Consider the following 24,088-nt stretch of genomic DNA (forward strand, 5'->3'; position numbering starts at 1 on the left):
CCTTCGCCCCTCATCCTGACCGCGACCACCGACGGTTTGGCGTCGAGATGCCGGAACACGAGGAGAACAGCGAAGTCAGAACGGCAACAGAAGCTGGTCGATGACCTCTTGGGCCTGGGACTGCTGGGTGGAGACGATGCTGCCGAGCCACTCGACAATGGCGTTCTGGGTGGCTTCGTCGAATCCTCGCACGACGTCGAGATACTCGGCGCCACCGTTCGCGGCAGCGCCACAGGTTTTCACGACGTCACCGGGGGCCGGGGAGTCGAGGACGTCGAGGGCGGTCAGGAAGGCATCGCGATTCTCGATCAGTTGAGCTCGGCCGGCGTCAGTCGGCTGGACCTTGCCGATGAGTGACTTGAGCCTCTTGATCCGCTCGGTGCGCGCCGAGGCGAGGTTGTCGAGGGCTCCCTGCCACACCAGTTCGGACAGCCGGTCGCGAGACATGAAGAGACGACGGATGTGGAGATACCAAGCTTGCAGGGCAGACAGGTTGCCCAGGTAGGTGACGTTGTGGGCGATGATGCGATCCAGTTTGCGATAGCTGGTCGGGGTTACCGGGCGCTGTCGACCGGTGGGCGGAGGAGGCAGGACGAGCTGGTCGTCGTCGAGGATGTCGTCGCGCAGGATTGACCCAGCCCCGACCACGGTGCCGAATCCGGTCGTCACTGGGCCAACTGTTCCGCCCTGACCGCCCAGGAAGATTGGATGCTGGTTGAGCAGCACTCCGTGTGGGACGTCACCGAAGAGAGAGGCCGTGGTCTTGTCGCCGTCAGGAGTGAAGTTGAAGTGAATGTAGGACGACCCGACCTCGGAGTGATCCGACCGAGATGTGCCACCGGCCATGAGGGCATCACAGAAGTTGATGAGGCTGCCGAGGGTGACGAAGGGCAGCAGAATGGTCTGCTTGAGGCCGACGGTGTGGGCCCCGTTGGCCTTCTCCTCGAGGATGGTGCCGCCACGGACGTGGGCTCCCGATCCCATGCTCGCCCCGGAAAGGAATACGGCGTCTTGGGCGAAGCCTCCCTTGAGTGTGACCCCGGTGCCCAGTTGGCAGTCCTGAATCGTCATGGGGGTCTCGTCGCCGAGCACGCACCCGGCAGAGATAACGGTGCGACGGCCACGAATCCGACATCCGGGGCCGATGACGACGCCCTCACCGCTGATGTTGTCGACGTTGATGTCCTCGTCGATGTCGACGGTCAACGGGTTGGGAATGTGCACCCCCTTGTCGATGAGCTCGGCTATCTTCTCCAGGCCACGCGGCTGAAGCGTAGGGAAGTTGACGTCCATCGGTGGTCCTTTCCGGGGGGCGGGTCCGTACCCAACAGGGTAGCCATAGGTGCTGGCGGCTATGGGTCATGGGCAGGGCCGCCGATGGCAACCGCATGGCAACTGTGCCCTGCGCTCATTTCTGGGCCATGGAGGTCGTGGTCAACGAGGTTTCGTGGTGAAGCGGGGGTCTCAGGGGGGTGTTAGCAAGGCGAATCCTGACAGAAATAGGCCAGAGAAGATGCCCCCGGAGCGTTCGTGGGCTTCCTTGGCTGCTGATGAGTCCACTTCTTTGATCATGGCTCCGGTTTCCAGATCGTAAAGGCGGATGGTGGGGGTGTCGGTGGAGGTGTCGATCACTCCGACGGTTTTGCCTTGGATCCGAGGTGGTTTCCCTTGGTCTGTGGCCAGGTCGGTGTTCACGATGAGGCGGGATTTTCCAGTGGTCAGGTCAGTGGCCACGACCTGTCCGGACAGGAGGGTCCAGATGAATTCATGTCCCATGATGACCGCGTCTGAACCGGTAGGGCCCATGCTGTCTTCGCGGACTCCTCCGCCGTCGATCGTATTGAGGGGTTTTCCGTGTTCATCGGTGATCGGGATTTGCCGGGCTGATCCTGTTTTCAGGTCGAAGAATGCCAGGGTGGTTTGCGGATATGTCGCCTTCTTGTTCCATGACGTTGCGCCCAGTCGCACGACGAGATCTTTCCCGTGACATGCGAGGCCGCTTTCGGGAGTCAACCCCCACCGGGGTGTCATAAGAGGCCCGAGGTCTACTGTCTTGCGGTGCTGTCGGTCGACACGGAAGAATTGCACTCCTGAAGGGCTATGGTATGCGTTGTGGGAAATCCCATATATCTGATTGTTGCACATTGTAATATCAGACACCCAGTGTGGTATGTGCATTGATGTGCCGTCGGTGAATTCGAGGAGGAATGTGTATTTGTCGGGATTTGATGGATCGTCACCCCAATTCGACAAGAATGCGAATTCTCCGCCACCGAGGGGATAGGGGTAGATGAATTGCGAATCTGGTACGTAAGGATCTGTCCGGGGTATGATCCTGGTTCCTGATTTCCCCATGACGTACATGTTGGAGAAGTCAATAAAGGCAACGTTCCCATCAGTATCGGAGCCGACGCTAGTGTATCGGGGCGCGTTGTCCAATTTTTTGACTGCATGGGTAGTGTCGCCGTCGAGGGACAAGAGCCCCGGACGATTGAAGATGGGGTCATCCGGTTGGCTCCAAGATGTGGCGATCCTGACATCGGCGGGAAGCGTATCGGTTTCACCGATGGGCGTCGTCTGGACCCTTGCGCAGGCGGTGGTCGTGACGAGACAGGTCACCGCCACCGTAAAGGTCGCAAGCCTCGTGCGCTTGCGTCGTTTATTGAGTGATTTCATGATGATTGATGCGGTTTCCATCCTCGGTAATTCACGGGCTGACCGTAGATTATCAGTAGGTCCCGTGCCGGCGAGGGGGCGGTGTCGTGGCCCCGCCGATGGCGAGCGCTCGGGGTGGACTCGTCAATACAATGACGCCCATGCCATTCGGATTCGACGTCACCTCACATCTCGATGATTCCCACGGGCGCACCGGCGTCATCCACACTCCACACGGTGACATCGAGACGCCGGCCTTCGTCGTCGTCGGGACCAAGGCGACCGTTAAGTCCCTGCTACCTGAATCCGTGGCGGCACTGGGGGCTCAGGCCGTGCTGGCCAACGCCTACCACCTTTTCCTGCAGCCAGGACCAGAACTTGTCGATGAGGCCGGAGGACTGGGCCAGTTCATGAACTGGAGCGGGCCTACTTTCACCGATTCCGGTGGCTTCCAGGTGCTCAGCCTCGGCGCCGGGTTCAAGAAGACTCTGGCGATGGACATCTCCGAGCTGACCGAGGATGACGTCATGGCTGCCGACGCCGACCGCAAGGCCATGGTCGACGAGGACGGCGTCACCTTCCGCAGTCCCCTCAACGGGGACCGTCATCGGTTCACCCCCGAGGTGTCCATGAGGATCCAGCATCAGCTCGGCGCCGACATCATGTTCGCCTTCGACGAGTTGACCACACTCATGAACACCCGTGCCTACCAGGAGGAGGCGTTGGAGCGGACCCGACGCTGGGCAGAGCACTGCCTGGCCGAACACCGGCGCCTGACCGAGGCCAGGGCGTCAAAGCCGTACCAGGCCCTCTTCGGAGTCATTCAGGGAGCCCAGTACGAGGACCTGCGTCGCAAGGCGTGCCGCGATCTGTCCGAGATGGAGATTGACGGCCAGCGGTTCGACGGCTTCGGTCTAGGAGGGGCCATCGAGAAGGTCAACCTCGGGCGAATCGTCACCTGGTGTGCCGAGGAGCTGCCCGATGATCGTCCCCGTCACCTGCTGGGCATCTCCGAGCCCGACGACCTCTTTGCCGCTTGCCGGGCCGGTGCCGACACCTTCGACTGCGTCAACCCCTCCAGAGTGGCGCGTAATGCCGCGATTTACACCGTCGACGGGCGCTACAACATCAACACCGCTCGATTCCGGCGCGATTTCGGCCCGCTGGAGGAGGGTTGCGACTGTTACACCTGCACCCATTACTCCCGCGCCTACCTTCACCATCTCTTCAAGGCCAAGGAGATGCTCGCCAACACCTTGGCAACGATTCACAACGAACGCTGGACGGTGCGGCTGGTCGACCAGATCCGCGTCGCCATGCGTGGCGGAGATCTGGACGCCCTCGAGACGGAGTTCATGGGTCGCTGGAATGCCAACGCTGGAAGGCTGGCCAAGGCCGACTGACAAGCCTGTTCTGTGACATCTCATCCTCACGACGGAGGAGACTGGGGGTGCCACTCGCTACGCTCAGTGGCGTGCGAGAGGCAATCGTGTCCTTCATGGCGATGGACGATCTGTGGCGCCGCCGAGTGCCGGATACACGGGGCTGGCGAGTCCCGAGGGTGGGGTTCCTACCCGCTGTTGACGTGCTCGTCGGGGCGCTCGTGGCCCTCGCCGTGGGTGCCGGTGGGCTCTTGCTGGCCGCTCTTCAAGACCGCCTTGACGTTCTCGGAGTAGGTGACGTCATCGTCGTCATCGCCCTTGCTGTGGTGCTGTCCTTCCGGCGAGTGGCACCGGTCACCTCGGCCGCCCTCATCACTGTCATCTGGGTCATCGGAGCCTATGCGACGCCGTACATGGCGGCCAACTGGGTGTCGACCCTGGCCGTCTTCTTCTCCTACGACTCCCTCATGGGGTGGGCGCGGACCCGCCGTCTCGCCTGGGGGTCCATGCTGGCAGTCTTCGTCGTCATCATGGGGTGGGTTGCCCTCACGATGGCATTCGGGAACTCGCTCACCAAGCAGATCGAAGCCATCAATCCTGACAGCAATGGGGAGGGGATCATTTATCTCGTCCTCACCTATGTCATCATCAACGTCACCTTCGTCATCGGCGCAGCGTTGGCGGGTCAGGTGTCCTGGCTGCGGGCACGGGACCTGGCCGAGGTCCGCCGTCAGGCTGCCACGATCGAACGACAGCGCACCCAACTGGCCGAGCAGGCCGTTCTCGACGAGAGGTTGCGGATCGCCAGGGAGATGCATGACTCGGTGGCCCACCACGTGTCGGTGGTGGGTATCCATGCCGCTGGTGCTCGTCGAGCCCTCGACATTGATCCGGATCTGGCCCGCGACGCCTTGGCCACCGTGGAATCGGAGTCACGGGCGGTCGTCACCGAGATACGTTCCCTGCTGGGATCCTTGCGCGCCGGTGGTGAACCACGTGCCCGCCTCGGCCTGGCCGACCTTGACCGTCTGTGCGAGGAGCAGCGACGTGCGTCGGTGCGATTGCTGCGAGTGGGAGACGACTCCATGGTCGGCCCCCTGCTGGGCCACACCTGTTACCGGATCGTCCAGGAATCCCTCAACAATGTGGAGGCCCATTCCAGCGCCACCGAGGTGACGGTGTCGTTGCGGTGCAATGATGACGAGGTCGAGGTGGAGATCACCGACAACGGCCGCCCGATTCGCTCCGGCCCCTCGACCGGGGTGGGGATCGTCGGTATGTCCGAGCGGGTCGAGGTGCTGGGCGGGACCATCGAGGTGGGCCCGCGCAAGGTCGGTGGATGGCGAGTGCGGGCCGTCATGCCATTGCGTCAGGGTGAAAAGACGAGGGCCGAGGACATCGAGGACGGAGTGGACTGATGCGCGTCGTGCTGGTTGATGACCAGAAATTGGTCCGTCAGGGATTTCGTCTCATTCTCGCGGTGGAGCCCGACATCACGGTCGTCGGGGAAGCCGCCAATGGGGCCGAGGCCGTGGACGTGGTGAGGGAAACTGCTCCCGACGTCGTCCTCATGGACGTCCAGATGCCCGTCATGGACGGTATCGCGGCCACCGCGAAGATCCGCGAGTTCAGCGATGTCAAGATCGTCATCCTCACCACCTTCGACCGAGACGACTACCTTTTTGCTGCCCTCGATGCGGGGGCCAGCGGATTCATGCTCAAGAACGCCGACGCCGAGTCCTTGGTAGCAGGTCTGCGGCAGGTGGCAGACGGGCATGCCTTGCTCGCCCCCGAGGTCACCAGACGAGTCATCGCCCGATCCTCGCGGCTGGGCAAGATGGCGACCGACAGCAGGATCGAACAGCTCACCGCCCGCGAGATTGAGGTCGCCAAATTGGTGGCGCGGGGTCTGTCCAATGCCGAGATCGCGGCGAAGCTCGTCGTCTCCGAAGCCACTGTCAAAACCCATGTTTCTAACTGCCTCATGAAGTGCGACCTGCGCGACCGGGTCCAGCTCGTGGCTTTGGCCTACGAGTCGGGACTCATTCGTGTGGGGGAGACATCTGCCGACTGAAATCCGTCGTACCGCTGATGCGTGAAGGCCGCGACTTGGATGTGATGGTCATGTGATCGCAGGTCAAGGACGTAGGAGGTAGCCATGATCGACACAGACATGCGCCACCGAGAACCGGTGTCAATTCGGGTTGACGAACTCACCCGAAGTTTCGGGGAACTGGTGGCCGTTGACCATCTCAACTTCGAGATCCCCTCGGGTCAGATGACCGGTTTCGTGGGAGCCAACGGCGCTGGCAAGACGACGACGATGCGGATGATCGTCGGGGTGCTCAAGCCCGTTTCCGGTCAGGTGTTGTGGTCGGGCAAGCCGATCACGGCGAAGGACCGTCGCACCATCGGGTACATGCCCGAGGAACGAGGGCTGTATCCCAAGCAGCCGGTCATTGACCAGCTCGTCTATCTCGCTCGGATCAAGGGGGCCTCGGCCGGAAGCGCTCGCACCCAGGCCATGGAGTATCTGGAGAGGTTCGGCCTGGCTGATCGCGCCCGTGACCAGGTGCAGAAGCTGTCCTTGGGCAATCAGCAGCGGGTCCAGGTGACGGCCTCACTGCTCGCTGATCCGTCAGTTCTCATCCTCGACGAGCCCTTCTCCGGACTCGATCCGGTGGCCGTTGACGCGATGGCCGACGTGTTGAGGGAGAAGACCGGCCAAGGGGTCCCGGTCCTGTTCAGCTCCCATCAGCTTGACCTCATCGACCGGCTGTGTGACCGCATGGTCATCATGCACAAGGGACGAATGGTTACCAACGGCACCACAGAGGAATTGCGCGAGGTCGGCCCTCGACGCTACCGAGTGGAGGCGCGCGGCGATCTCGGCTGGCTGCGATCTCTGCCAGACCTGACGGTCGTCGACGTCGGCGGCACCACCGCTGTCATCGAGTTCCCGAATCCCGCCCAGATCGATCATCTCCTCGACGTCATCGTCACCGAGTCGATGAACCGTGGCGGACTGATCGAGTTGACCCACATTCGCCCGAGCCTGGGCGAGATCTACCGAGAGGTGGCCCAGTCATGACGAGCACATCATCGACCTGGCGTCTTGTCGCATCCCGAGAGATCGGCGTCAAACTGCGCGACAAAGGATTCATCATCTCGATGATCATCACGGTGGTTCTCATCCTGGCGATCCCGGTGGTGTCATCCATCATCTCCTCCCATCACGACCATGACGGCGTGGTCGTGACCGACGACAAGGCCGCCGCCGTCGTCAAGGTGGCTCAGCAGGACCTGGCTGCCCGTGGATCGGGCGACAAGATCGAGGTGGTTCGGGCGGCCGACGAGGCCGAGGCCCACCGCAAGCTCCACGATGACGACGACATGGTTTATCTGCACCAGAAGGATGGCCAGTGGCATCTCGACGGCTACGACAAGACCCCTTCGGCTGACGGGTCGTCCACGCGAGTCATGGAGGCGGCGGTGGCCCGAGCAGCCGTCGCCGACAACGCCGAGGCTGCTGGAGCTGATGCCACGGCCATGACCAGGGGAATGTCCCTCCAGACCGGACAAGTCAAGGCATCTGAGGGCACCTCGGAGGCTGTCGGATACATGCTGGCCGTCGTTTTCAGCATCCTGTTCATGATGTCGGCGATCTCCTACGGCATGATGATTGCCAACTCAGTGGTCGAGGAGAAGCAGTCCAGGATCGTGGAGATCTTGTTGACCGGAGTACCTGCCCGGCAGCTGCTCATCGGCAAGATCGTCGGAAATACGGTGTTGGCCGTCGGACAGCTCGTCATCATCTGCGGGTTGGGCATGCTCGCTGTGTCCTTCTCGTCATGGTCGGACGTCATCACGGTCGCGATGTCGTGGTCTGTGCTGTGGTTCGTGCTGTTCTTCCTCATCGGATTCGTGGCGCTGGCAAGCCTGTACGCGGCTGCAGGATCGATGGCCTCGCGCACCGAGGACCTTCAGAGCACCGCAATGCCACTGATGTACCTCGTCATGATCATCTACTTCTGGGTGGTGATGTCGATGTCGAACCTTGACGGCCTCAGCGCCAGGATCGGCAGCTACGTCCCGATCGCCTCGGTGGTATTCATGCCGCTGCGCATGCTTGGTCATCGCGCAACGTGGTGGGAACCGATCATCTCGATCATCATCACCCTCGGCTTCACGGCGTTCGCCGTGCTGGTCGGAGAAAGGATCTACCGACGCTCGATCCTGCAGACGAACGGTCGGGTGAGCTTCAAGAACGCATGGAGGCACAACGAGTCAGTGGCGTGACGTCGTGCACGGTATGACGGTGCGGGTCCCGATGTGGTCCGCATCGTCATGGCTGCCAGAGAACGTGGCGGATGTCGCGAATACCTGAGGTGGCGGATGCCCTGCGGTCGTGAATACCTGAGGTGGCGCGTCACTCCTGGGTCGCCGTCAGTCTCTCCTGGTAGGTCGGCTCGTGCTTCTTGATCCAGGCGATGATCCGAGTCGTGATCGGGATGCAGGCGTACTCGACGAGGGTCTTCCACAAGAACCCGAAGAAGGCGTAGTTGCACCACTGACCGAAGCTGGTGATGCCCACCACCGGTGCCGCGACGGTACAGAAGATGACGGTGTCGACGGCCTCACCCGCGCCCGTGGACCCCATGAGCCGACCGACGAGGCCACGCTCCAACCACGTGGCCTTGAGTCGAACCATGATGACCGAGTTGGTGAACTGGCCAGCGAGGAATCCGCACGCCCCGGCCAGCACCATCTGCCACACCGGCCCCAGCGACATCTCCAAGGCGGCGTCACGAGCCACCGAGTACGGGTCGTTGAACCCCGGCAGGGCAATGACCCCCCAGAAGCACAGCACCGAGAGAATCGCGCAGATGAAGCCCATGACGATGGTGCGGCGAGCTGCCTTCATCCCGTAGACCTCGGTGGTGATGTCTCCCATGACGTAGGCGAGCGGGAACAAGAAGAACCCGCCGTCAGTGGTGATGGGGCCAAGTTGGACTCCCTTCGACCCGCCGATGTTGGACAGGATGACCACGACACACATGAGAGTCAGCAGGATGTCGTAGTGCCCGGATCCCCGATCGGCATAGGTCGGTCGAGCAGTGGCAAATGACCTGCGGCTGGTGGAGTCTGACGTCACGGCGAAATGGTAACGGTGTTGGCGCATACCATCGAGGTGACGATCGCAACCACAGGAGGTTTCCGTGACCCTTGCAACCTCGGAACTCAACATCAGCCCGCAGCGGGGCCTGTACCCGCCGATCGAGCCCTACGACACCCGGATGGTCGATGTGGGGGAGGGCCAGCAGCTCTACGTCGAGCAGTGCGGCAACCCTGACGGCAAGCCGGTGGTCTTCCTCCACGGCGGCCCAGGCGGTGGTGGCGGCACCGAACGGCGCCGTTTCTTCGACCCCGAGGCCTACCGCATCATCGTGTTCGATCAGCGTGGCTGTGGCCTGTCAACGCCGCAAATCGCCAAGGCGCGCACCCCTGAGGAGATGGCCAACAACACGACGTGGAAGCTCGTGGAGGATCTGGAGAAGATTCGCCAGCTGCTGGACATTGAGCGTTGGCAGGTCTTTGGCGGGTCATGGGGGTCGTGTCTGGCCTTGGCCTACGCCCAGACCCACCCCGAGCGCGTCACCGAGCTGGTGCTGCGCGGCATCTTCACCCTGCGTGAGCAGGAACTCGACTGGTACTACAACTTCGGTGCCTCTGAGGTCTTCCCGGAGCTGTGGGACATGTTCTGCGAGCCGCTGCGCCGAGCCGGACACGATTTCTCCCGCGACAACATCGCCGCCTACTACGACCTGCTCTGGGACGACGACCCCGACGTCCACGGCCCCGCAGCCGTGGCATGGACAACCTGGGAGGGGGCGACGACCTCGCTGTCCTTCGACCCGTCCCACGTCGAGGAGTTCTCGGACCCACAGTTCGCGTTGGCCTTCGCTCGCATCGAGAACCACTACTTCGTCAACCACGGATTTATGGTCGAGGGGCAATTATTGCGCGACGCCCACAAGCTCGCCGACATCCCGACCGTCATCGTCCAGGGCCGCTACGACATGTGCTGCCCTGACGTCACCGCCGTCGACCTGTCCAAGGCCCTACCGAGCGCCGACCTGCGCATCGTGCTGGCAGGTCACTCAGCCTTCGAGCCCCTCATCGCCTCCGAGCTGGTCAAGGCCACCGATCAATTCCGCGGCTGAGATGTGAATCCGACAGGGCCGGCGTCTAGCGACGTCGGCCCGTGTCATGTCCGGGTCATCTGCGCAAAACAGGGGACCGTCTCCAATTCCGATGGCCATCCCCACTCCTGGACGGCCAGATCAGCCGCCCGACCACACATGAGGGCCAACTGTGGTGTCCTCCCCGGATGGTCGGCCACCCACCGCCACCGTGAGACCAGACGCTGACGTCCACTGCCGAACCGGCCGGGGGCATCGCGACGCTGCAATGGTTCCAGTGACAACTCGGTCGTCTGCAAGGTGGCCGCAGTCGCAGCCAGGGCAATCATGTCGTCGCTGACGGCGGGTCCGACCTCCCGATACCCAGCCATGGCGGCATCCCGGAAGGTCCCGTTCACCTGTCCGGAGTCGTCACAACTGACCCACGGCACCTGCAGATGAGCGACGTCGACCGCTGGGTGGTGGACGCTGCTGGCCTCGAAGTCGATGAAGGTGGCGTCGGGGGCATCGGCAGGAATCACGATGTTTCCCGGGCACGGATCGGCCTGGGTGAGGACGGCATCGTCCCCGCCCGCCAGCTCGGCGAACAGCCCGACCTCGGCCGTCGCCTCCTCGCTGAGTACGCCGTCGTCGAGCAGATCGGCAAGCCGAGACGCCCCACGACCGGGCAGTCGAGGAGATGCCGGACCGCCAGCCGACAAGGTCTGCGGATCGGCGGTCCTGACGAGGCGCCGGAAGGTCGCGACATCGGCACCGCGCATCGTCGCGCCCAGCCCGCGACCCCACGCCCGACCAGCTTCCACAGCGGCATCGGGATCAGATCCGCCCAGCACGTCGGCAAGGGTCGTCACCTCACCAAGATCAGCCATGACGATGACCCCCAGATCCAGGTCGGCGGCCAACATCTGCGGCGCCCCTGGGATCGTCGCCAATCCGGCCCACTCCCGCACGATCCCGAAACCGCCGGAATTGTGGGCCATCGCCTTGGAGTGAAAACACTTGGCAATGACGGTGTGGGCTCCCTGACTGGCCACGGTGGAACCGTCCACCCAGCACCGGGCCACACTGGTGCGCACCCCGTCTCGTAGCACCTCGTCGAGGGACAACTCCGTACCCAGCACGAACGCGGCATCATCGAGCCAGCCCAGTCCCATGTCCACCTCCGGAACACCGCAGCGATCAAGTCAGTCGTCAGCTCCGTCTACAGTGGGAGAGTACACATTCACCCCACCCCGGAGAGAACCCTGACCACCACCGCGCACTCCCACAACACCGATATCGGCACACACGGCCCAGCGCGCCGAGTCGTGACGGTGCCCGCATCCATTCCCATGGTCACCCTGGTCGGACCCAACGACGAGTTCCTCAAGCATCTCGAGAACGCTCTGGGTGCCGACATCCTGGTACGGGGCAATGAGATCCACCTCGCGGGACATCCTGCCGATCTTGCCGACGCCAATGACATCCTCACCGAGATGATCACCATCATCCGTACCGGGCAAGGGCTGTCGGCTGACGACGTCGACCGGATCGTCGCGATGACCCGCAACGGAGAAGGACCGGCCGAGATCATGACGGCCGACATCCTCAGCAACCGTGGCAAGACGGTCCGCCCCAAGACCCTCAACCAGAAGCGTTACGTCGACGCCATTGACGCCAACACCGTCACCTTCGGTATCGGCCCTGCTGGCACGGGCAAGACCTATCTGGCGATGGCCAAGGCGGTGCAGGCCCTCCAGACCAAACAGGTGAGCCGGATCCTTCTCACCCGCCCGGCCGTTGAGGCGGGGGAGAAGATCGGCTTCCTGCCTGGCACCCTGTCGGAGAAGATCGACCCCTACCTGCGCCCGCTCTACGACGCGCTGCGTGACATGGTCGACCCGGACTCCATCCCGCGTCTCATGGCAGCCGGCACCGTCGAGGTGGCACCACTGGCCTACATGCGTGGCCGCACCCTCAACGACGCCTTCGTCATCCTCGACGAGGCGCAGAACACCTCACCTCAGCAGATGAAGATGTTCCTCACCCGTCTGGGTTTTGGGTCCAAGATCGTCGTCACCGGTGACATCACCCAGGTTGACCTTCCCGGCGGGGTGACCTCGGGTCTGCGAGTGGTGCAGGGCATCCTCGACGGCATTGACGACATCGCCTTCTGCAACCTCACCAGCCGTGACGTCGTCCGTCACCGCCTCGTCGGCAAAATCGTCGCCGCCTACGACCGCTATGACATCGACACTGCGCCGCAAAGTCCCAGGAACCCGCGCAAGAACAGGAAGACCCGATGATTGACATCACCAATGAGTCCGGCTCCCCGGCCGATGAGGAGAGGCTCGTCGGACTGGCGACCTTTGCTCTCGATTGGCTGCGCATCCACCCCTCCTCGGAGCTGTCCATCATCCTCGTCGACGAGGACACGATGGCGGCCTACCACGAGAAGTTCATGGGACTGCCCGGCCCCACCGACGTGCTGAGCTTCCCCATGGACGAGATGCGCGCTCCCGACAACGACGAGGACCCGCCCTCCGGTCTGCTCGGCGACATCGTGCTGTGCCCAACCGTCACAGCTCGGCAGGCCGCACAGAACGGTCGTACCCCTGACGGGGAGGCGGAATACCTCCTCATCCACGGTTTGCTTCACCTGCTCGGTCACGACCACGCCGAACCCGACGAGAAGCGGATCATGTTCGGACTCAACGATCAGATCATCGCCGCATGGGATGATCATCGAGAACAGGCAGGTCAGCGGTGACGCAGCAGGAATGGGTCGTTGTCGCGATCGCCTTCCTCTTCACGGTGTTGGCGAGCCTCAACGTGGCCATGGAGACGGCCCTTCAGCACATGTCCCACTCCAAGGCCGAGGAGCTGGCCGCCGACGGGCGCAAGCCTCACCTGCGAGTGCAGGACATGGTGGCCGACCCGGCTCCCTTCATCAACACCGCGATGCTGGTGAGGGTCATCTCGGAGGCGACGGCGACGACGCTTGTCGCCCTGATCATCTTCAGCCATTTTGATGTGCTCTGGGAACAGGTGCTCGTCGTCGTGGCGGTCATGGTCTTCGTCGACTTCCTGGCCTGGGGGGTGGCTCCGCGTACCCTGGGTCGCCAGCATGACAGCGCGATCTGCACCTTCTGGGCGCGTCCGTGGAGCGTCTTGGCCCAGATTCTGGGACCCGTTGCGGCCTTGCTCATTCTCATCGGTAATGCGTTGACCCCCGGCAAGGGATTTGCCGAGGGGCCGTTCACCTCCGAGGCCGAGCTGCGCGAGATGGTCGACTACGCCGAGGCCTCCGACCTCATCAAGGCCGGTGAGCGCGAGATGATCCACTCGGTCTTCGAGTTGGGCGATACTCTCACCAAGGAGGTCATGGTCCCGCGCACCGACGTCGTCTTCATTCCGCAGTCCAAGAATCTGCGTCAGGCCATGAGCTTGGCCCTGCGTTCGGGTTTCTCTCGGGTCCCGGTCATTGGTGAGGGTCTCGACGATGTTCGCGGCGTTGTCTACCTCAAGGATCTCTCCCGGCGCGTCCTCGACAATCCGGGCGGGTACGCGGCTGAGACCGTGGAGTCGATCATGCGTCCGGCGGTCGTCGTCCCCGATTCCAAGCCTGTTGACCAGGTGCTGCGCGAAATGCAGCGCGACCGCAATCACCTGGTCATCGTCGTCGACGAGTTCGGTGGCACCGCCGGCCTGGTGACGATCGAGGACATCGTCGAGGAGATCGTCGGCGAAATCGTCGACGAGTACGACGCCGAGCCCACCCTCACCGAGGAGATCGAGGACGGGGTGTTCCGCATCTCCTCGCGCCTGCCGGTCGACGACCTGGGTGAGCTGTTCGACCTCAAGGTTGACGATGACGACGTCGAGACCGTCGGAGGCCTCATGGCCAAGGAGCTGTCTGTCGTGCCCATCCCCGGATCTGTCATCATCTGGGAGGGGCTGGAAATCACCGCCGAGAAGGCAACCGGTCGACGTCACCAGGTGGACACCTGCCTGGTGAGGCGTGCCCCGGAAGGAACCCCCAAGGAGGAGGACGACGATGAGTGACGACGAGATGCCCTCACTGGCCGAACTCATGGACGGTGACGACGAGGAGATCTCCGACGTCGACTATGTGGCTGCCAGGGTAGCTGAGTCCACCCGAGCTGGATTCCACTCCGGGTTCGTGTGTTTCGTCGGACGCCCCAATGCAGGAAAGTCGACCCTGACGAATGCCCTGGTCGGATCCAAGATTGCCATCGCTTCCTCGAAGCCTCAGACCACCCGCCACGTCATCCGTGGGGTCGTCACCGACGAGGATTCCCAGATCGTCGTCATCGACACCCCAGGACTCCACAAGCCGCGCACCCTTCTGGGACAGCGGCTCAACGATCTCGTCTTCGACACCTGGACCCAGGTCGACGTCATCGGGGTGTGCCTGCCCTCCAACCAGCGGATCGGGCCGGGGGACACCTACCTCGTCACGCAGATCGCAGACCTGCCCAAGAAGCCTGCCCTCATTGCCTTGGCAACCAAGTCGGACCTCGTGTCCTCGGCTCGAATGGCGCAGCACCTCACGGCCATTGACAAGCTGCAGGAGGAGGTCGGCATCGAGTTTGCCGAGATCATCCCCTGCTCAGCGGTCTCCGGTGAGCAGGTCGATGAGGTCCACGACGCGATCACATCCCTGCTGCCCGAGGGGCCGGCCTACTACCCTGACGGCGAGGTCACCGACGAGCCGACCGAGACCCTCGTCGCCGAGCTCATCCGAGAAGCAGCCCTGGAAGGAGTGCGCGAGGAGCTCCCGCACTCACTGGCCGTGGAAATCGTGGAAATGGGCCTGCGCGAGGGACGACCGGAGGACCGCCCGCTGCTTGATGTCCACGCATCCCTCATCGTCGAGCGTGAATCCCAGAAGGGAATCATGATCGGCCACCGCGGATCTCACATCAAGGAAGTCGGCACCCAGGCTCGCCAACAGATCTCTGCTCTCCTGGGAACCCCGATTCACCTGGACCTCCAGGTCAAGGTGCTGCCGAACTGGCAGTCCGACCCCAAGTACCTCAACCGGCTGGGGTTCTGAGACCGATCCCGGCCCTCACCTTCGAAGAGACCACTACCGATGACGCGAATTCAGCCTCGCCCCTGCCAGCTGACCAGCTCCATGCCCATCGGTCGTTACAAGCCCTTCGTCGCCCAGAAGCTGGATGATCGCACCTGGCCTGACAAGACCTTGGACCATGCCCCTCGCTGGTTGTCCACCGATCTGCGGGACGGCAACCAGGCCCTTGTCGACCCCATGACTCCGGCTCGCAAGATGCGCATGTTCGAGCTGCTCGTCGAGATGGGTTACAAGGAGATCGAGATCGGTTTCCCATCCGCGTCCCAGGCTGATTTCGACTTCGTCCGTCAGGTCATCGAGTCCGGCATCATCCCCGATGACGTCACCATCTCGGTCCTGACCCAGGCTCGTGAGGACCTCATTGAGCGCACTGCGCAGAGCTTGATCGGCGCCCACCGCGCCACCATCCACATGTACAACGCGGTGGCCGAACTCTTCCGCCGCGTCGTGTTCACGATCGACGAGAACCAGTGCATTGACATGGCCCGTTGCGGCACCGAGTGGGTCGTCACGTACGCCGAGAAGTACCTCGATGACGTCGAGTTCGGCTATGAGTACTCACCGGAGATGTTCAGCCAGACTCCCACAGACTTCGCCATCGAGGTCTGTCATGGCGTCATGGACGTGTGGCAGCCCGGCCCCGACCGCCAGATCATTCTCAATCTTCCGGCCACCGTCGAGATGAGCACCCCGAACATCTACGCCGACCAGGTCGAGTATTTCTGCCGCACCATCCGCGACCGCGAGAACGTGTGCGTCTCCCTGCACCCCCACAACGACCGTGGCACCGCTGTCGCGGCCGCCGAGTTCGCGCAGATGGCCGGTGCCGACCGCGTTGAGGGCTGCCTGTTCGGTCACGGCGAGCGCACCGGCAACGTTGACCTGGTCACCTTGGGCGTGAACCTCGTCAGCCAGGGGGTTGACGCCGGCATCGACTTCTCCGACCTGCCCACGATTCGACGCACCGTCGAGTACTGCACCGGTTTGCCGGTCCCGGCCCGTCAGCCGTACTCGGGAGATCTGGTTTTCACCGCCTTCTCCGGCTCTCACCAGGACGCCATCAAGAAGGGGCTGGAAGATCTGACTCGGCGCGCCGAGGAGCAGGGGATCGACGTCCACGAGATCGACTGGCAGGCTCCTTACCTGCCCGTCGACCCGCACGATCTGGGCCGTAGTTATGAGGCCGTCATCCGCGTCAACAGTCAGTCCGGCAAGGGTGGCATGGCATACCTCATGAAGACCGAGCACCAGGTCGACCTGCCGCCTCGTCTGCAGATCGAGTTCTCCCGCGCGGTGCAGACCTACACCGATGACCAGGCCCGCGAGGTCTCCCACGACGAGATCTGGGACCTGTTCAACCGCGAGTACTTGCAGGTGCCCGGTATTGAGCTGGCCAGCCAGACGACCTCGACGGAGTCTGGGACCTACCAACTCACCGCGAACCTGCGGATCAACGGCACACAAACCCAGATCCACGGTGAGGGCAACGGCGCGGTCTCTGCCTTCATCGACGCCTTGTCCTGCCTCGACGTCGCTGTGCAGGTGCTCGACTACTGCGAGCACGCCATGACCTCGGGTGGCGCTGCGAAGGCCGCCGCCTATGTTGAGTGCGAGGTTGGTGACGGGGAGACCTCGCAGATCCTCTGGGGTGTCGGAATCGATCCCGACATCACTCAGGCATCCCTGAAAGCCGTTGTCAGCGCAGTGAATCGCTCCCGTCGCTGACGTGTGGTCGGCCAGTGACGACCAGCAGATCAGGTGGTGGGGGTGACCTCGTTGGGGATGGCCCCACCGAACCTGCGGTCCCGCTTCGCGTACTCCACGACAGCATCCCACAGGTCTCGACGGTCCACGTCGGGCCACAGCACGTCGGAGAACACCATCTCGGCGTAGGCCGACTGCCACAGCAGGAAGTTCGAGGTCCGCTGCTCTCCGGAGGAGCGCCAGAACAGGTCGACGTCGGGAATCTCCGGCTCGTCGAGGTGGGTGCGGAAGGTCTTCTCGGTGATGTGATCCGGGTCGATCTTTCCCTCGGCCGCCAGCCTTGCAACGTCACGCACCGCGTCGACGATCTCAGCGCGACCGCCGTAATTCACGCAGAACTGCAGGGTGAGCACGGTGTTGTCGGCTGACTGCTGCTCAGCCGACTCCAGCTCCTTGAGGACCGACTTCCACAACTTGGGACGACGGCCGGCCCATCGGATACGCACTCCCATGGCGTCAAGCTGGTCGCGGCGGCGATGGATGACGTCACGGTTGAACCCCATCAACCAACGCACCTCGTCGGGGGAGCGCTTCCAGTTCTCGGTGGAGAAGGCGTAGGCGCTCAGGTAGGGGATGCCCATCTCGATGGCTCCCTCGATGACGTCAAAGAGGGCATCCTCGCCACGGGCATGCCCCTCGGTGCGTTTGAGACCGCGCTGCTTGGCCCACCGACCGTTGCCGTCCATGACGATGGCGACATGCTGGGGGATGAGGTCGGGCGGCAGTTCCGGAGGACGAGCTCCGGACGGATGCGGCAGGGGGCCGCGCTTCGGGGGTCGCGGTGTGGTGTGGGCCATGGGTCACAGCGTAGTGGGGTCGTACTCGTCTGGTGGGCCTGTCCCCACCGTCACAGGGTCGTCGCGACGATGATGATTCCCGAGCAGAGACAGGTGATGATCGAGGCGATACTGGTCCAATGATTGACCCGTTCTCGGGTGCGTCCGGAGATACCCGAGGAATTGGGTCGCACACGATCGACGACGACCGGCAGCCATGCCGGAATGAGGACGATCCACCACGAGACGATGAAGGTGAGGATGCGCACGATGAGGGGCAGCGCGGCTGTTCCAATGCGCTGGCTGGAGGAGATGAACAGCGGAATCGTCGTGAAATTGGTGGCCATGCCGAGAGCACCCCAGGTGAACATGCCGTGGAAGCCCGTGGATCGGGGACCTGCCGATTTCTTGCGCCGGAATGTCTGGACGCGATGGGAGCCCCATTTCTTCCATGCCAGGTGACAGCCGAAGAGGAAGAGCAGAATGCCCAGTACCCGGTCGACGGTGTGGGAGGCCAACTGACGGGAGGCGAAGTCGGTGGCGCCATTTCCCAGTAAGCCGAAACTCGTGATGCCGATGGCGCCGATCACCAGACCCGCCCCAGACACGAAGGCCCAGCCGTAGTTGTGTTCCTGGCCGTGCACGGCGACGCTGGCATTGAGGATCATGACCGGGCTGATGGCTGCCAGGAGTACCAGGTACCACACGCTGCTCAGCAGCGCGACAAAGGTGTCCATGGGGCTTCTCCTAGGGCAGGGTTCGCGACAACGTTACTGGGTGGGGCGCTCCCAGTGTCGCCGGACACCCCTGACGGAGGTGCCCAAAGATCGTTGAGCAGTATTTTCGTGTGCGCACGGTGACGGGGAGACAATGGGTGTCATGCCCACCTACCGCGACCAAGCCGTCGTCCTGCGCACGCACAAGCTGGGCGAAGCTGATCGTATCGTCTCCATGCTGTCTCGGGAGCACGGCAAGATTCGCGCAGTGGCCAGGGGGGTGCGCCGTACCTCGAGCAAATTCGGGGCCCGACTGGACCCTTTCAATCTTGTCGATCTGCAGTTGGTGCAGGGACGAAACCTCGATGTCGTCGCCCAGGTGGAATGTCTTCACCCGTATTCGGCACCATTGCGCCAGGACTATCGGCTCTTCACGGCCGCAGAGGTCATGGTCGAGGCGGCCGATCACTTGGTCCCAGTGGACCGGGAGCCGGCTCCGGCCCAGTATCGATTGCTTGCCGGCGGGTTGCGGGTTCTTGGTCAGGGGACGACAGACGGTCCGCGTCCCCCTGAGATGGTGTTGGACTCCTATCTGCTGCGCTCCTTGTCGGCGTCGGGGTATGCCCCTGATCTGGTCGATTGTGTGCGTTGTGGAGCTCCCGGACCGCACCCTGGGTTCTCGCCCAGCCTGGGAGGGGTGGTGTGCATCACCTGTCAGCCACCCGGCACGCCACACCCCCATGAGGAGACCATCGCCTACCTGCGGGCGCTGCTGGTGGGGGATTGGCCCGCTACCCGTGAGGTGACGTGGCCGAGGATTCGGGAAGGATCGGGCCTCGTCGCTGCCTTCGTGTCCTGGCACATGGATCGAGGACTGCGTTCGTTGCCTTTCCTGGAACGTTGACTCGGTCTGGTCAGTTTTCGCGAACGGGTTTGGCTCGCGGGATTCGTGCATCGACGACCCACCAGCCGTTGTGTAGGCCAATGGAGATTTCTCCGCGCAGCAAGGAGACGCGTTCTTTGAGTCGCGCAATACCCATTCCGGTGGAACGGACGGGTTCAATGTCAGAGTCAGTGACGGGGTTGGACACGGTGACGACGACATCATCGCCGTCGTCACGGACAATGATCTTTACGGTGGCCGGGCCATTGTGTTTGATGGCGTTTGCCGTCGACTCGTCGAGGATTCGGTTGACGGCGTCGGAAACGCTCACGGGCATCGGTTCGCATTCAACCGACGACTCGACTTTCCATCCCAAGGTTTCCAGCCGTGTCACCATCGCTGCCACGGTGGCCTCGACGGAGTCCTCGTGGGTCGGGGAGGACACCAGCGGAAGATTCTGGTTGCGCAGCACCAGGAGGAGACGCTGAAGGTCGTCGAGGGCTGTCCGCGAGGTCGTCTCGATGGATTTCGACGCATCGATGACGCTCTCATCGGCCGTGTTGAGACGCAGGGAACCTGCCAGCATCGTGATGACGGTGAGGTCCTTGGCCACGACGTCGTGGAGTTCGGCTGCCAACTGTTGGCGCTCTTCCTCTCGGGCGTGGGCTGCCTGTTCAAGGGCGTCGGCTGCCTGCTCCTCAGCTTGCTCCCGACGACCGTCGAGCCAGCGAAAGGCGGACCCCAAGGCGGCTCCAATGCTAGCAGCGGCGATGGCGACGAATAAGGCGGAGGTCCATTGCGCCGTGTGTGAATGGAAAACTGACCGCAGTGTTATGACGACGACGCCGAGGACAATGGGCGTCCAGTGGCGTTTCAGGCCATGTTGGCCTGCCACGAATGCCAGCAAGCCGAGAATGGGTGGGCCGAGAGGAGCCTTCCCGACGACGACACAACCGAGGAGTGCAATGAGAAGTAAGAGTTCCTGTACCTGGGGCCATTTGGAGCACAGTAAAGCGATGATGCTGAGAACATAGACCCCCACAGCCACTGCAAGTGTGCCCGGGTGATCGCCGGCCTGGATAAAAAGTCGCAGGTCGTCGATCCCGGACAGCACAAGAAAGGTGATGGCAACTGCAGCCACGCTGATATTTCGGCTGAGGTGACCTTCGCTGCTATGGGGATGTCGTGTCGTTGAACCGGTGGTCATATGTGACGAATCCCCATGAATGAACGGGAAAATGAATCAGTCGCACCAACTGGGGTAGTAGTCGCAGAACGCGAACATGAGTCCCTGGGTCTGGGTGCCGGTCTGGGTGGAGACACGGTGCTGAAGGGAAGCGGATGTCGGAGCAGCCTGGGCGGGGGCGGCGATGGAGAAGGATGTGATGGTCAGGGCAGCCAAGGCGGCTGTGATGAGTTTCTTCATGGGAGAAGGGTATCTCCTCGCAGGGCCATCTCCAACGCTCTTCCAGCAAGGGAGGTCACCAAAAATGACGTCAGTGAGAGACCCCGCGTCGTGCCGGGTTTTCCCGACCGTATGGGCACGGCTGCTTCCACATTGTGGACGTTTGGCCATCGAGGGCGTGATTTTGGTAACGAGCTGCTCGTGAACTGTTCTCACGTGCGAGGATGGAGGTCCGCGAGGTGGTCCGGCTAGCTCGGGCTGATGGCGGTACATGGTTGAGCGCTGGAAGCTCTCACCCTTGTGGTCATTCCCCCGGCCAGGAGACAATGGCTTCCAGCTAAAGCATAGGGAGGTGCGATGTCAGTTCGACTCGTCGTCACTGACGATCATCCGATCATGAGGCAGGCCCTGGCTGGCTATTTCTCCCGCCTTGAGGACATGGAGGTTGTCGGTCAGGCCTCCAACGGCCGTGAAGCCGTCGAGCTCGTCGACGAGCTGGAGCCCGACGTTGTCCTCATGGATCTCAAGATGCCCGAGATGGACGGTCTGACGGCGACTCGCATGATCGTCTCACGTCATCCTTCGGTGCGCGTCGTCGCCTTGACGACCTTCGCTCGTCGAGACATCGTCGTCGAGGCCATCCTTGCCGGCGCGGCCGGATACCTCCTCAAGGAGTCCGAGCCAGAGGCCGTCATCGCCGGAGTACGCGCTGTCATGGCCGGTCAGGTGAGCGTCTCCCCGGAGATTGCTCGAGGGGTGGTCGAGGCCTTCGCGGCGCAGTCCAAGGACAATGAGACACGCCAGGTTGACTTGGCCCCGGTGGAACTGTCCGAGTCCGACAGTGCTGTGCTCAAGCTGCTTGCCGAGGGATTGTCCAACGCTGCCATCGCCGAAGAACTGTGCCTCAGCGAGTCCGCCGTCAAACAGCGCATTGGTCACCTGGCGAAGAAGTTGGGTGTGCGCAGCCGACTCGAGGTGCTGGTGCGAGCCTGCGAGCTGGGGCTGGCAACCCCTCGGCTGCGTCGCTGATCAGGAGTCCGCGCGCTGCGCTGAGCAATCCGAGCAGATCCCGAACAACTCCAGTTCGTGACCGGTCTCACTGAACCCGTGCGCGGCGGCGATGTCGCGCGCCCAGTCCTCCACGATCTTGTCCGAGCTGATCTCGACGGCCTTGCCACAATTGCGGCACACCAGGTGGTGGTGGTGAACCGAGGAACAGCGCCGATAGGTCATCTCACCGTCCTCGGAGCGGATGGCATCGAGCTCGCCATCCTCGGCCATCGTCTGCAAATTTCGGTACACCGTGGCCAGACCGACCTGCTCCCCGCGCTCCTTCAGCTGGTCGTGGACTTGCTGGGACGTCAGGAAGAAGGACTCGTCGTCAAACAGGGCACGAATGGCAAGGCGCTGTTTGGTCGTGCGCCGCCTATTCTCCACTGTGATCACCTCACTGCTTGGGCATGGAATTGGCTCAAATGTACCCCCAACCGCTTGTGGGAACACGTTTGGCCGCTGTGAGGCCGGTTGGGTGGTCATTGCTCTGGGGGTTCACCTGTAGGCTGGTCCGTGGCCTCGCTGCCCGGAGCTGCACATCCGTCGGTGGCGCTGCCCGCGTGGGCACCATCCGGGTGTCCACTCCAATGAGGACTTGGAAGAAAGGGACGGCCATGGCCTCCACCAGCACACTCGACAACGTCATCAACCTCTGCAAACGTCGCGGATTCGTGTTCCCCTGCGGCGAGATTTACGGCGGCACGCGCGCCGCCTGGGATTACGGCCCATTCGGCGTCGAGCTCAAGGAGAACATCAAGAGGCAATGGTGGCGTTACATGGTCACCCGTCGCGACGACGTCGTCGGGCTCGACTCCTCGGTCATCCTGCCCCGCGAGGTGTGGGTTGCATCCGGTCACGTCGGCGTCTTCAACGATCCGCTGACCGAGTGCCTGGCCTGCCACAAGCGCATGCGTGCTGACCACCTTCAGGAGGGCCACGCCGCCAAGCACGGGATTGACGATCCGGACTCTGTCCCGCTGGAGGAGATCCACTGCCCCAACTGTGGCAACAAGGGCCAGTGGACCGAGCCTCGCGACTTCAACATGATGCTCAAGACCTACCTCGGCCCGGTCGAGGACGAGTCTGGTCTGCACTACCTGCGCCCCGAGACCGCTCAGGGTATTTTCGTCAACTTCCAGAACGTGCTCACCAGCGCTCGCAAGAAGCCGCCCTTCGGTATTGCCCAGACCGGTAAGTCCTTCCGCAACGAGATCACCCCCGGTAACTTCATCTTCCGCACCCGTGAGTTCGAGCAGATGGAGATGGAGTTCTTCGTCGAGCCCGGCACCGACGAGGAGTGGCACCAGTACTGGATCGACACCCGCACGGCCTGGTACACCGACCTCGGCATCAACCCGGACAATCTGCGTCACTACGAGCATCCCAAGGAGAAGCTCTCCCACTACTCGAAGCGCACCGTCGACATCGAGTACAAGTTCGGGTTCGCTGGCTCCGACTGGGGCGAGCTCGAGGGTATTGCCAACCGCACCGACTTCGACCTGGGCACCCACTCGAAGCACTCCGGCAAGGACCTGTCGTACTTCGACCAGGCCAACAACAAGCGCTACCTGCCTTATGTCATTGAGCCGGCGGCTGGTCTGACCCGCTCGCTCATGGCCTTCATGGTTGACGCTTATACCGAGGATGAGGCCCCGAATGCCAAGGGCGGGGTCGACAAGCGCACCGTCCTCAAGTTGGATCCGCGTCTGTCTCCGGTGAAGGCTGCCGTGTTGCCGCTGAGTCGTAACTCTGACCTGTCTCCGAAGGCTCGGGATTTGGCGGCTCGTCTGCGTCAGCATTGGAATGTTGATTTCGATGATGCTCAGGCCATCGGCAAGCGTTATCGCCGTCAGGATGAGATCGGTACTCCGTTCTGCATCACTGTTGACTTTGATTCCCTCGAGGATGATGCTGTGACGATTCGTGAGCGCGACTCGATGGGTCAGGAGCGTATCGGCATCGACAAGGTCGAGGAGTTCCTCGCAGGAAAGCTGCTTGGCTGCTGATCGTTTGGTTCGATCAAGCTGAGGGGGTCGGGGTATCCAGTGGGGATACCCCGACCCCGGTGTATTCGGCGAAAACGTCATCCTTTAGTCTGTTGGGACAGCAGCGAAAGGGTGATGACTCCATGAGCGTGCCTGACGTTCGACAGC

The 24,088-nt window shown here is 62.7% G+C and carries 23 protein-coding genes; 14 read left to right on the forward strand and 9 right to left on the reverse strand.

The genetic code is table 11. The annotated features are described in order from the left end of the window. Positions 1–75: 75 nt before the first annotated feature. Both O6R08_RS04115 and O6R08_RS04120 read right to left on the reverse strand, forming a co-directional pair. Positions 76–1,293 (reverse strand): UDP-N-acetylglucosamine pyrophosphorylase, encoded by a 1,218-nt coding sequence (locus O6R08_RS04115; protein WP_271418857.1) that lies wholly within the window; start codon positions 1,291–1,293, stop codon positions 76–78. A 171-nt stretch (positions 1,294–1,464) separates the two neighbouring features. Then, on the reverse strand, positions 1,465–2,697 hold the full coding sequence (locus O6R08_RS04120) for a hypothetical protein (RefSeq protein WP_271418858.1): 1,233 nt from the start codon (positions 2,695–2,697) through the stop codon (positions 1,465–1,467). A gap of 119 nt (positions 2,698–2,816) precedes the next feature. Here O6R08_RS04120 and tgt point away from each other — a divergent pair, with 119 nt between their 5' ends. From tgt to O6R08_RS04145, 5 genes are all read left to right on the forward strand, one after another. Next, positions 2,817–4,058 carry a tRNA guanosine(34) transglycosylase Tgt gene (gene tgt, locus O6R08_RS04125; RefSeq protein ID WP_271418859.1) on the forward strand — a complete coding sequence of 414 codons (1,242 nt, stop codon included), beginning with the start codon at positions 2,817–2,819 and terminating at the stop codon, positions 4,056–4,058. A 47-nt stretch (positions 4,059–4,105) separates the two neighbouring features. Further along, positions 4,106–5,455, forward strand: coding sequence for a sensor histidine kinase (locus tag O6R08_RS04130; RefSeq protein WP_271418860.1), 1,350 nt, complete (start codon positions 4,106–4,108; stop codon positions 5,453–5,455). Next, positions 5,455–6,111 carry a response regulator gene (locus O6R08_RS04135; protein ID WP_271418861.1) on the forward strand — a complete coding sequence of 219 codons (657 nt, stop codon included), beginning with the start codon at positions 5,455–5,457 and terminating at the stop codon, positions 6,109–6,111. The genes O6R08_RS04130 and O6R08_RS04135 overlap by 1 nt, the downstream gene beginning before the upstream one ends. Before the next feature lie 84 nt (positions 6,112–6,195). Further along, entirely contained in the window at positions 6,196–7,128 is a 933-nt protein-coding gene (locus tag O6R08_RS04140; protein WP_271418862.1) for an ABC transporter ATP-binding protein, read from the forward strand. Then, on the forward strand, positions 7,125–8,336 hold the full coding sequence (locus O6R08_RS04145; protein ID WP_271418863.1) for an ABC transporter permease: 1,212 nt from the start codon (positions 7,125–7,127) through the stop codon (positions 8,334–8,336). The genes O6R08_RS04140 and O6R08_RS04145 overlap by 4 nt, the downstream gene beginning before the upstream one ends. A 130-nt stretch (positions 8,337–8,466) precedes the next feature. Here the strand turns inward: O6R08_RS04145 and O6R08_RS04150 are convergent, their stop codons facing one another. Beyond that, positions 8,467–9,219 carry a queuosine precursor transporter gene (locus O6R08_RS04150; protein ID WP_271418864.1) on the reverse strand — a complete coding sequence of 251 codons (753 nt, stop codon included), beginning with the start codon at positions 9,217–9,219 and terminating at the stop codon, positions 8,467–8,469. A 37-nt stretch (positions 9,220–9,256) separates the two neighbouring features. Here O6R08_RS04150 and pip point away from each other — a divergent pair, with 37 nt between their 5' ends. Continuing rightward, positions 9,257–10,261, forward strand: coding sequence for a prolyl aminopeptidase (gene pip / locus O6R08_RS04155; RefSeq protein WP_271418865.1), 1,005 nt, complete (start codon positions 9,257–9,259; stop codon positions 10,259–10,261). 44 nt (positions 10,262–10,305) lie between these two features. Here pip and O6R08_RS04160 read toward each other — a convergent pair whose 3' ends face one another. Beyond that, positions 10,306–11,394 carry a phosphotransferase gene (locus O6R08_RS04160; protein ID WP_271418866.1) on the reverse strand — a complete coding sequence of 363 codons (1,089 nt, stop codon included), beginning with the start codon at positions 11,392–11,394 and terminating at the stop codon, positions 10,306–10,308. Positions 11,395–11,571: 177 nt separating this feature from the next. On the opposite strand from O6R08_RS04160, the gene O6R08_RS04165 reads away from it, so the two are divergent. The 5 genes from O6R08_RS04165 to leuA are packed head-to-tail and all read left to right on the forward strand — an operon-like array spanning position 11,572 to position 17,063. Next, positions 11,572–12,525, forward strand: coding sequence for a PhoH family protein (locus O6R08_RS04165; protein WP_271419231.1), 954 nt, complete (start codon positions 11,572–11,574; stop codon positions 12,523–12,525). Continuing rightward, entirely contained in the window at positions 12,522–12,989 is a 468-nt protein-coding gene (gene ybeY, locus O6R08_RS04170; protein WP_271418867.1) for an rRNA maturation RNase YbeY, read from the forward strand. The genes O6R08_RS04165 and ybeY overlap by 4 nt, the downstream gene beginning before the upstream one ends. After that, entirely contained in the window at positions 12,986–14,284 is a 1,299-nt protein-coding gene (locus O6R08_RS04175; protein ID WP_271418868.1) for a hemolysin family protein, read from the forward strand. Before ybeY ends, O6R08_RS04175 begins: the two co-directional genes overlap by 4 nt. Continuing rightward, positions 14,277–15,299, forward strand: a complete 1,023-nt coding sequence (era, locus tag O6R08_RS04180; RefSeq protein ID WP_271418869.1) for a GTPase Era — start codon at positions 14,277–14,279, stop codon at positions 15,297–15,299. The genes O6R08_RS04175 and era overlap by 8 nt, the downstream gene beginning before the upstream one ends. Before the next feature lie 39 nt (positions 15,300–15,338). Next, a complete protein-coding gene (leuA, locus tag O6R08_RS04185) occupies positions 15,339–17,063 on the forward strand; it encodes a 2-isopropylmalate synthase (protein ID WP_271418870.1) in 1,725 nt (574 codons plus the stop codon). A gap of 29 nt (positions 17,064–17,092) precedes the next feature. Here leuA and O6R08_RS04190 read toward each other — a convergent pair whose 3' ends face one another. Beyond that, the gene (locus tag O6R08_RS04190; RefSeq protein ID WP_271419232.1) at positions 17,093–17,788 is read right to left on the reverse strand and encodes an isoprenyl transferase; all 696 of its coding nucleotides are present in this window, start codon (positions 17,786–17,788) and stop codon (positions 17,093–17,095) included. Between the two features lie 161 nt (positions 17,789–17,949). After that, on the reverse strand, positions 17,950–18,615 hold the full coding sequence (locus O6R08_RS04195) for a hypothetical protein (protein ID WP_271418871.1): 666 nt from the start codon (positions 18,613–18,615) through the stop codon (positions 17,950–17,952). Between the two features lie 142 nt (positions 18,616–18,757). Between O6R08_RS04195 and recO the strand changes: the two genes are divergently transcribed. Next, positions 18,758–19,498, forward strand: coding sequence for a DNA repair protein RecO (recO, locus tag O6R08_RS04200; protein ID WP_271418872.1), 741 nt, complete (start codon positions 18,758–18,760; stop codon positions 19,496–19,498). A 10-nt stretch (positions 19,499–19,508) separates the two neighbouring features. Here recO and O6R08_RS04205 read toward each other — a convergent pair whose 3' ends face one another. Beyond that, complete coding sequence (locus O6R08_RS04205; RefSeq protein ID WP_408640132.1) at positions 19,509–20,684, reverse strand: sensor histidine kinase; 1,176 nt, start codon at positions 20,682–20,684, stop codon at positions 19,509–19,511. 36 nt (positions 20,685–20,720) lie between these two features. Then, a complete protein-coding gene (locus O6R08_RS04210; RefSeq protein WP_271418874.1) occupies positions 20,721–20,903 on the reverse strand; it encodes a hypothetical protein in 183 nt (60 codons plus the stop codon). Between the two features lie 336 nt (positions 20,904–21,239). Between O6R08_RS04210 and O6R08_RS04215 the strand changes: the two genes are divergently transcribed. Next, positions 21,240–21,911, forward strand: a complete 672-nt coding sequence (locus tag O6R08_RS04215; protein ID WP_271418875.1) for a response regulator — start codon at positions 21,240–21,242, stop codon at positions 21,909–21,911. On the opposite strand, the gene O6R08_RS04220 is transcribed toward O6R08_RS04215, so the two are convergent. Then, the gene (locus O6R08_RS04220) at positions 21,912–22,319 is read right to left on the reverse strand and encodes a Fur family transcriptional regulator (RefSeq protein ID WP_271419233.1); all 408 of its coding nucleotides are present in this window, start codon (positions 22,317–22,319) and stop codon (positions 21,912–21,914) included. A 230-nt stretch (positions 22,320–22,549) separates the two neighbouring features. Here O6R08_RS04220 and O6R08_RS04225 point away from each other — a divergent pair, with 230 nt between their 5' ends. Further along, the gene (locus O6R08_RS04225) at positions 22,550–23,941 is read left to right on the forward strand and encodes a glycine--tRNA ligase (RefSeq protein ID WP_271418876.1); all 1,392 of its coding nucleotides are present in this window, start codon (positions 22,550–22,552) and stop codon (positions 23,939–23,941) included. The last annotated feature ends 147 nt before the right edge of the window (positions 23,942–24,088 follow it).

Origin of the sequence: Cutibacterium equinum (genome assembly GCF_028021195.1) — a bacterium.
Classification (GTDB): Bacteria; Actinomycetota; Actinomycetes; order Propionibacteriales; family Propionibacteriaceae; genus Cutibacterium; species Cutibacterium equinum.

Coding starts and splice junctions, on each gene's coding strand:
- O6R08_RS04115 (WP_271418857.1), bottom strand. CDS start 1,293: ATGGACGTCAACTTCCCTACGCTTCAGCCGCGTGGCCTGGAGAAGATA.
- O6R08_RS04120 (WP_271418858.1), bottom strand. CDS start 2,697: ATGGAAACCGCATCAATCATCATGAAATCACTCAATAAACGACGCAAG.
- tgt (WP_271418859.1), top strand. CDS start 2,817: ATGCCATTCGGATTCGACGTCACCTCACATCTCGATGATTCCCACGGG.
- O6R08_RS04135 (WP_271418861.1), top strand. CDS start 5,455: ATGCGCGTCGTGCTGGTTGATGACCAGAAATTGGTCCGTCAGGGATTT.
- O6R08_RS04140 (WP_271418862.1), top strand. CDS start 6,196: ATGATCGACACAGACATGCGCCACCGAGAACCGGTGTCAATTCGGGTT.
- O6R08_RS04145 (WP_271418863.1), top strand. CDS start 7,125: ATGACGAGCACATCATCGACCTGGCGTCTTGTCGCATCCCGAGAGATC.
- O6R08_RS04150 (WP_271418864.1), bottom strand. CDS start 9,219: ATGCGCCAACACCGTTACCATTTCGCCGTGACGTCAGACTCCACCAGC.
- O6R08_RS04160 (WP_271418866.1), bottom strand. CDS start 11,394: ATGGGACTGGGCTGGCTCGATGATGCCGCGTTCGTGCTGGGTACGGAG.
- O6R08_RS04165 (WP_271419231.1), top strand. CDS start 11,572: ATGGTCACCCTGGTCGGACCCAACGACGAGTTCCTCAAGCATCTCGAG.
- ybeY (WP_271418867.1), top strand. CDS start 12,522: ATGATTGACATCACCAATGAGTCCGGCTCCCCGGCCGATGAGGAGAGG.
- era (WP_271418869.1), top strand. CDS start 14,277: ATGAGTGACGACGAGATGCCCTCACTGGCCGAACTCATGGACGGTGAC.
- leuA (WP_271418870.1), top strand. CDS start 15,339: ATGACGCGAATTCAGCCTCGCCCCTGCCAGCTGACCAGCTCCATGCCC.
- O6R08_RS04190 (WP_271419232.1), bottom strand. CDS start 17,788: ATGGACGGCAACGGTCGGTGGGCCAAGCAGCGCGGTCTCAAACGCACC.
- O6R08_RS04195 (WP_271418871.1), bottom strand. CDS start 18,615: ATGGACACCTTTGTCGCGCTGCTGAGCAGCGTGTGGTACCTGGTACTC.
- recO (WP_271418872.1), top strand. CDS start 18,758: ATGCCCACCTACCGCGACCAAGCCGTCGTCCTGCGCACGCACAAGCTG.
- O6R08_RS04205 (WP_408640132.1), bottom strand. CDS start 20,684: ATGACCACCGGTTCAACGACACGACATCCCCATAGCAGCGAAGGTCAC.
- O6R08_RS04210 (WP_271418874.1), bottom strand. CDS start 20,903: ATGAAGAAACTCATCACAGCCGCCTTGGCTGCCCTGACCATCACATCC.
- O6R08_RS04215 (WP_271418875.1), top strand. CDS start 21,240: ATGTCAGTTCGACTCGTCGTCACTGACGATCATCCGATCATGAGGCAG.
- O6R08_RS04225 (WP_271418876.1), top strand. CDS start 22,550: ATGGCCTCCACCAGCACACTCGACAACGTCATCAACCTCTGCAAACGT.